The sequence below is a fragment of the Nocardia sp. NPDC059236 genome, from assembly GCF_042754085.1.
GTDB lineage: Bacteria > Actinomycetota > Actinomycetes > Mycobacteriales > Mycobacteriaceae > Nocardia.
This window is the reverse complement of record NZ_JBHZAF010000084.1, coordinates 1-1,270: the sequence shown is the minus strand read 5'-3', so window position 1 is coordinate 1,270 and position 1,270 is coordinate 1. Positions and strand designations below refer to the sequence as shown.

Annotated in this window: 3 protein-coding genes; 2 read left to right on the top strand and 1 reads right to left on the bottom strand. The window is 70.9% G+C overall.

Annotation, left to right across the window (positions count from 1 at the left end; genetic code table 11):
* Positions 1-234 (top strand): O-methyltransferase (locus ACFXIV_RS48035; RefSeq protein WP_379421554.1); only part of this gene is annotated, 234 nt, incomplete at its 5' end.
* A 91-nt stretch (positions 235-325) separates the two neighbouring features.
* Here ACFXIV_RS48035 and ACFXIV_RS48030 read toward each other — a convergent pair.
* The gene (locus ACFXIV_RS48030; RefSeq protein ID WP_180289680.1) at positions 326-625 is read right to left on the bottom strand and encodes a YiaA/YiaB family inner membrane protein; all 300 of its coding nucleotides are present in this window, start codon (positions 623-625) and stop codon (positions 326-328) included.
* Positions 626-882: 257 nt separating this feature from the next.
* Here ACFXIV_RS48030 and ACFXIV_RS48025 point away from each other — a divergent pair.
* Positions 883-1,270, top strand: a 388-nt coding sequence (locus ACFXIV_RS48025; RefSeq protein ID WP_379421553.1) for a hypothetical protein, incomplete at its 3' end; no start/stop codon positions are given.

Below are 1,270 nucleotides of genomic sequence, written 5' to 3'. Positions count from 1 at the left end.
GACAAGGTCGGCTACCCGGCGTACTACGAGGCGCTGGTACCCCGACTGCGGCCCGGCGGGCTGATCGTGCTGGACAACGTGTTGCGCGCGGGCCGCGTCGTGGACCCGGCCGCGCAGGACGAGGCGGACGTCGCCATCCGCAAGATCAACGACACGGTCACGGCCGACGCCCGCATGGAGTCCGTCATGCTGCCCCTGCGCGACGGCGTCACCCTGGCACGCAAGCGCGCCTGACAGTCCACCGGACGGGCCTGGGCCGACCACCGGGATCGACCGGGACGACCGGAGCCGCGCCACCGGGCTCACGCCGCCGTGCCCCGCGCACTCACCCCTTGCTCTGGCCGAACGGATCGACCTCGGTCAGCAGCTTGTCGATCCGCGCCTTGTCCACCCTGTTCGTCACCTCCGACACCTCCTGCCGGTCCCGTACGCACTTGGCCAGCGTGAACGCGGAGGACACCACGAAAACGAGCCCGAGCCCGAGATACCCGCGCTCCCACGGGCCGACGGGCAGCCGCACGATCCCGACGAGCAGCGCCACCAGCGACACCCCGAAAGCAATCGCCGACTGCACGAAGAACGCCGCGGTGGTGGGTCTCTGAACGGAAGGAGTCACATCAGTCATACCCGCAGCGTGCCGCCCCGCGGCCCCCTGCACATGGGTGCAGGTACTCAGATTCCGCCCGGTCATCCGGAGCACCGGGGGCGCACCAGTGCGCGGAAGCCGCCCGCAACGTGCGCGCCCTCGCGCCACGAGCGGCAAGGACACGGACGGCGCACCGGCGCGGCGTTCGAAATGCTGCCGTTCACCTGGCTTGCACACGGCACATGCGCGGTGTGACCCCGCTACCGTCATCTGAGGGGACAATGCAGTGACGGCAGTTGAGCGACAGAGGTCGAGGGGGCCAGGCCGGCATGAACATCGGCGGCGGCGACGAGTACGACGCGCGTACTCGCACCAGCGAAGGCGTGCCCGGCGCCCGTGATGGCGCACGGACAACGACTCGAACACGCCTACCAGGCAGCGAAGGCGGCGCCAACCGCCCACCCACCCGCCCCGGGCGGAGCCTGGTGACGGTCGTCGCCGTGGTCGTCCTCCTCATCGCCGCCATAGCCTTCGCCAACCGCGGCGGCAGCGACGGTGACGGCGGCGGTGAAAGCGGCAACGCCGCCTCCGACGGGAAGGACGGCACCGCCCCCCGAGCCCAACCCACCGCCCCCTCCGGTGAAAAACCTGTGAAGAACTCCCCCAACGCCCTCGCCTCCGGCT

Excerpts from the sequence above, each read along its gene's own strand:
- ACFXIV_RS48030 (WP_180289680.1), bottom strand. The coding sequence starts at position 625 with ATGACTGATGTGACTCCTTCCGTTCAGAGACCCACCACCGCGGCGTTC.